The sequence below is a fragment of the Hyphomonas sp. genome (assembly GCF_037969335.1).
GTDB lineage: Bacteria > Pseudomonadota > Alphaproteobacteria > Caulobacterales > Hyphomonadaceae > Hyphomonas.
On the sequence record NZ_JBBKXE010000143.1, the window covers coordinates 1 to 5,155 of the forward strand.

5 protein-coding genes are annotated in these 5,155 nt (G+C 63.4%); 3 read left to right on the forward strand and 2 right to left on the reverse strand.

The features are described 5' to 3' along the window. On the reverse strand, nucleotides 1-487 hold a 487-nt coding region (locus AADA04_RS10795; RefSeq protein WP_340693275.1), incomplete at its 3' end, for a hypothetical protein. Nucleotides 488-696: 209 nt separating this feature from the next. On the opposite strand from AADA04_RS10795, the gene AADA04_RS10800 reads away from it, so the two are divergent. Continuing rightward, nucleotides 697-2,427, forward strand: a complete 1,731-nt coding sequence (locus AADA04_RS10800) for a tetratricopeptide repeat protein (protein WP_340693276.1) — start codon at nucleotides 697-699, stop codon at nucleotides 2,425-2,427. Here AADA04_RS10800 and AADA04_RS10805 read toward each other — a convergent pair. Further along, on the reverse strand, nucleotides 2,424-3,179 hold the full coding sequence (locus AADA04_RS10805; RefSeq protein WP_340693277.1) for an alpha/beta hydrolase: 756 nt from the start codon (nucleotides 3,177-3,179) through the stop codon (nucleotides 2,424-2,426). The two genes, AADA04_RS10800 and AADA04_RS10805, sit on opposite strands and share 4 nt — an antisense overlap. 58 nt (nucleotides 3,180-3,237) lie before the next feature. On the opposite strand from AADA04_RS10805, the gene AADA04_RS10810 reads away from it, so the two are divergent. Both AADA04_RS10810 and AADA04_RS10815 read left to right on the forward strand, forming a co-directional pair. Further along, nucleotides 3,238-4,398, forward strand: coding sequence for a glycosyltransferase family 4 protein (locus tag AADA04_RS10810; protein ID WP_340693278.1), 1,161 nt, complete (start codon nucleotides 3,238-3,240; stop codon nucleotides 4,396-4,398). 17 nt (nucleotides 4,399-4,415) lie between these two features. After that, nucleotides 4,416-5,155, forward strand: a 740-nt coding sequence (locus tag AADA04_RS10815; RefSeq protein WP_340693279.1) for a glycosyltransferase family 9 protein, incomplete at its 3' end; no start/stop codon positions are given.

The following is a 5,155-nucleotide window of genomic DNA, read 5'->3' on the forward strand; positions in this document are numbered from 1 at the left end:
TCGTGCGTGACTGCGACCGGGCGGGGGCCTTGATGAGCAATTCGGCGCGCGTGAGCTGCTTGTCATGGTTCGCGTCAAGTTGGGCAAACTCGCTGATCAGGCGCGCGCGGAATTCGGCCTCGGTCACCTGTCCGTCGAAATTCCTGTCAAACGCAATATGATTGGGCAGGGCGTCGGCATCGCCGAGGGCGTAGACGGACCATTCGGCCAGGGACAATGCCGAGACGGTGCGCGTGCCCATGGCCTGCCATTCCCGCGTGATGCCATTGGCCAGTTCGGCCTCGTCGATGACATGGTCGTGGTCGACATCCATACCGGCAAAGAGGAGCGCAATCGGTCTTGCGATCATGCCACCCTGCACGTTGGGGCGTTCGCGCTGTGTGTCATCATTGCGCTGTGGCTGGGGACGCGATGCGCAGGCAGTGGCGAGCAGGGCCGCAGCCAGGCAGGCGGCAGGCACCGCGATGCGGGATCGAAAATGGTTCATGTTTGGGGAGACCTTCAAGCGGATTTTGTATCCGGCTTGAACGAGGATAGACCCGCGATCCGTCGGTCACTTACGTATTTGTAATTTTGCCGGCCGGGATGAAAGCCCTGAGCGGGGTCAATCTGGCCGGCATTTTGTGCTAGGCTGGGCGTATTATACGCAGGTGGTCGTGGGCGGACGCTGACGGGCCTGCAAAGAGGGGACGAAACATGACAAGCAAACATATCCTGATGGCGGTCAGCGCCATTGCACTGACAAGCTGCAGCCATTTCCGGCATCATGAGCGCGAGCGCGGCGTGGCCGAGACCGCTGTGCCGGTTGAGGTGACGACACCTGCCGCCGAGAAGGTCGACGTGGCGACACTGGCGGGCGCGCCCTTGTTCGAAGGCATGGGCGATTTCCACCGCGAGATCACGACAAGCAGCCCGGACGCGCAGGCCTATTTCGACCAGGGCATGGTGCTGGCCTTCGGCTTCAATCATGCCGAGAGTATCCGTTCATTCCGTGCTGCGCAGAAACTCGATCCGGACTGCGCGATGTGCTTCTGGGGAGAAGCGCTGGCGACAGGGCCGAACATCAATGTTACCAGCAAGGGCAAGGCGGTTATGTCCGAAGCTGACCGCGTGTCGGCTTTTGCGGCGATCAACAAGGCGCTGGCCTTGAAGGACGGTGCGAGCCCGGACGAGCAGGCGCTGATCGCGGCGCTGGCGACGCGCTATAATGGCGATGCCACGACTCCGCGCGAGCCGCTGGACGTGGCCTATGCCGAGGCGATGGGGCAGTATGTGGCAGATCATCCCGAGGATGATGATGCCGCCGCGATGTATGCCGAAGCCTGGATGAACACGATGCCGTGGGATTACTGGTCTGCCGATGGCGAACCGAAGCCCGAGACGGTGAAAGTGATCAATACGCTGGAAGACATCATCGCGCGGTCGCCCGAGCACCCACTGGCGCTGCACCTTTATATTCACGCGGTCGAAGCCTCGCACAATCCGGGGCGGGCGGAAGATGAGGCGGACATGCTGGCCAACCTGGTTCCGGGGTCAGGCCACCTCGTGCATATGCCAGCGCACATCTACTGGCGTGTCGGACGCTACGACGACGCGGCGACCGCCAATATACGTGCGGCCAAGGTGGACGAGGATTATATCGCCCAGTGCAATGCGCAGGGTTTCTATCCGGCGCTCTACTATCCGCACAATATCCACTTCCTGTGGGCGGCCTCCAGCATGGCCGGCCAGCGCGACATGGCGATCAGTACGGCGCATAAACTGGCCGACAATGTGCGGCTGGAACAGATCGAGCAATTCCCGACCATCGAATTCTTCAAGACGGTGCCGATGCTGGCACTGGTGCAGTTCGGGCAGTGGGAGAAAATTCTGACGCTTGAGCAGCCGCCGGAGCAACTCGATTACTCCAATGCGATCTGGCACTACGCGCGCGGCGTTGCGGCGGCGCGGACGGGCAATACGGAAACCGCGAATGCAGAACGCGAGAAGCTGGCGACCCTGAAAGGCAGTGTGCAGATCAGCTTCCTCGATACTGCGGACTATCCGGCGAGCACGTTGCTGACGATCGCCGACGAACTCCTGCTGGGCGAGATTGCCAGTGTCGAAGCGCGTCACGATGAGGCGATCGCGCATTTCTCGGCAGCGGTCGAGGCACAGGATTCGCTGCCCTATACCGAACCGCCCTTCTGGTATTACCCGACGCGGCAATCGCTGGGTGAGGCCCATATCGCGGCAGGCCAGTTTGCCGAGGCCGAAGCGGTCTATCGCAAGGACCTGGAAGACTATCCGCACAATGGCTGGTCGATGTCGGGACTGATGAAAGCGCTGACCGCACAGGGCAAGACCGACGAGGCCGCTGAAATGAAGCACATGTTCGACATTGTCTGGCGCAAGTCGGACGTGACGCTCGACGGGTCGCGGCTCTAGGCCAGCGTCGCGGCCATCTCGTCACAGGTTGCGAGCAGGCGGGCAATGTCCTGCTCGCGGCTGAGACGGTGGTCGCCATCCTTGATGAGGGTGATGGCCAGGTTGCTGGTTGTCAGCGCATCAACGAGGCGGGCGGCGTGGGTCCATGGCACGTCGGAATCCTGCATGCCCTGGAGGATGCGGACCGGGCCGTCAAAGCCGATCGGCTTGTCGAGGATCTGCCATTGGCGGCCGTCCTCGATGAGGGCGCGGGTGATCGTGTAGGGTTCATCATAGTCTGACGGGCGCAGCGTGAAGCCCTGTTCCATGATCTCGGCCTGTGCCTCGGCTGAGAATTCGGGCCACATCAGCTTTTCGGTAAAGTCCGGCGCGGGCGCGATCAGGACGAGGCCTTTCACGCGGTCCGGGCGGGCGAGGGCGGCGAGCAGCGCCATCCAGCCGCCCATGCTGGAGCCGACAATCACGAGCGGCCCGTCTGTCTGGCTGTCGATGGCGGCCAGCGCATCGGCGCGCCACTGGCTGACCGTGCCGTCTTCAAAGGCGCCGTCCGACTCGCCATGACCGGAATAGTCGAAGGCCAAAAAGCCATGGCCCGTCCGATTCGCCCAGTCTTCGAGCCGGAGAACCTTGGTGCCGCTAATGTCGGACTTGAAGCCGCACATCCAGACGAATGTGAGCTTGCCAGTGCTGGCGGGATTGTGGCGAAAGGCGAGGCGCCTGCCCTCAGGGCTGGTGAAATAGGACGTTGTCATCGCCCTTCCGTTCCTTCATCTGTTTCCCCTGTCAAGCGAGCGAGGGGCGAGAGCGGCTTTGGACGATTTCCCGGACATGACCGGCAAGACCATCCTGCAGGTGGCGCCAGAGCTTTCAGCAGGGGGCGTGGAACGCACTGTGCTGGAAGTGACCGAAGCAATTATTGCGGCCGGCGGCCGCGCCCTGCTGGCCAGCAAAGGCGGCCGGCTGGAAGATGAGTTTGCGGCGCTGGGCGGCGAACTGTTCCCGATGGATGCCAAATCGAAGAACCCGATCACGCTCAAGCTGAACCAGCGTAAACTGGAGCGCCTGATCGCGCGCGAGAATGTCAGCCTTGTGCATGCCCGATCACGCGCGCCGGCCTGGAGCGCCTATTGGGCCGCGCAGGCGGCAGGTGTGCCCTTCGTGACGACTTATCATGGCGCCTATTCGGGCAAGACACGGCTGAAGCGGGCCTATAATTCCGTGATGGCGAAAGGCGACCTCGTGATCGCCAATTCGAACTGGATCGCGGCACATGTGCATGCCGAGCACGGCCTCGCAGAGGACAGGATTGTCACGATCCCGCGCGGCGTGGACTTCGCCGAATTCGATCCGGTGGCGGTGACGCCGTCGCGGATCGCGGCGGTCAGGCAGCGCTGGGGCATTGCGGGCGATCCGCGTGTGACGCTGCTCCTGCCGGGACGGCTGACCGAGTGGAAGGGCCAGCTTGTGGCCATCGAGGCGCTGGGGCTGATGTCGGTGCAGGAGCTGAAGGGCCTTGTCCTTGTGCTGGCGGGCGATCCGCAGGGCCGGGCGGCCTATGTCACCCGGCTGGAAGATGCGATCCTGGACTACAAGCTGGGTGGCACGGTGATCCTGGCCGAACATGAGCGCGACATGCCGGCGGCCTGCCTGGCCGCGGATATCGTGCTGACACCGTCGATCCGGCCGGAAGCCTTCGGGCGTGTGGCGGTCGAAGCCTCGGCCATGGGGCGGCCTGTGATCGTGGCCGATCATGGCGGCGGGCGTGAAACCGTGATCGAGGGCGAGACGGGCGCGCGAGCCGAGCCGGGCGATCCGGCGGCGCTGGCCGGGGCGATCCGGGCTTTCCTGGACGTCGGTGCATCGGCCCGGGCGGGCATGGGAAAAGCCGGCCAGGCGCATGCGCGCGCGCATTTCTCCAAGCAGGGGCTTCAGGCGGCGACGCTTAATGTCTATAAGCGTTTGCTGGAGTAGGGACCTAGTAAGCAGGGATGGCGAAAGCAGACGTACCGATGAGCCCGGCTAATCCCGGCGCCAAGGCCAAGGAAGTGCTCGTTATCAAGCTGAGCGCGCTGGGCGACTTTGTGCTGGCTCTGGGCGCGATGAAGGCGGTGCGCGAGATGCACCCGTCGGCGCGGATCACATTGCTGACGACGCCTTTCTTCGAGGAATTCGCGAAACTCTGCCCCTATGTCGACCGGATCGAGACCGATGGCCGGCCGGAAGGCATGAAGGCCACGGGCGCCCTGATCCAGCGTATCCGCAAGATGAACTATGATATTATCTACGATTTCCAGACCAGCGGCCGGACGAAGAACTATTTCACCGCGCTGAGCCGGTCGGGCAAGACGCCGCTCTGGTCGGGCCACCATGAGCGGGCGGCCTTCTTCCATGACAATGCCGAGCGCGGGAAGATGCACTCGATTGACCGGCTGGCCGAGCAGCTGGAAGTGGCAGGCGTTGCGCCGGAAGGCCGGTGGCTGGGCACCAGTGCGCCCTTCCCGGACCTGTCCTGGGTACGCCACAAGCTGGGCGACACGCCGCGCCTGCAGCCGGCCTATTTCGCCCTGACCGATCCTTATATGCTGCTCATCCCGGGTGCATCGGAGCACCGGGAGGCCAAGCGCTGGCCGGAAGAGCATTATGCCGAACTGGCGACGCGGATTGCCGATGCGGGCATCATGCCGGTGATCATTGGCGGCAAGGCGGAAGGCCCGCTGGCGCATAATAT

What these genes read in the sequence shown, in the direction of transcription:
- AADA04_RS10805 (WP_340693277.1), bottom strand. Translation starts at nt 3,179, where the DNA reads ATGACAACGTCCTATTTCACCAGCCCTGAGGGCAGGCGCCTCGCCTTT.
- AADA04_RS10800 (WP_340693276.1), top strand. Translation starts at nt 697, where the DNA reads ATGACAAGCAAACATATCCTGATGGCGGTCAGCGCCATTGCACTGACA.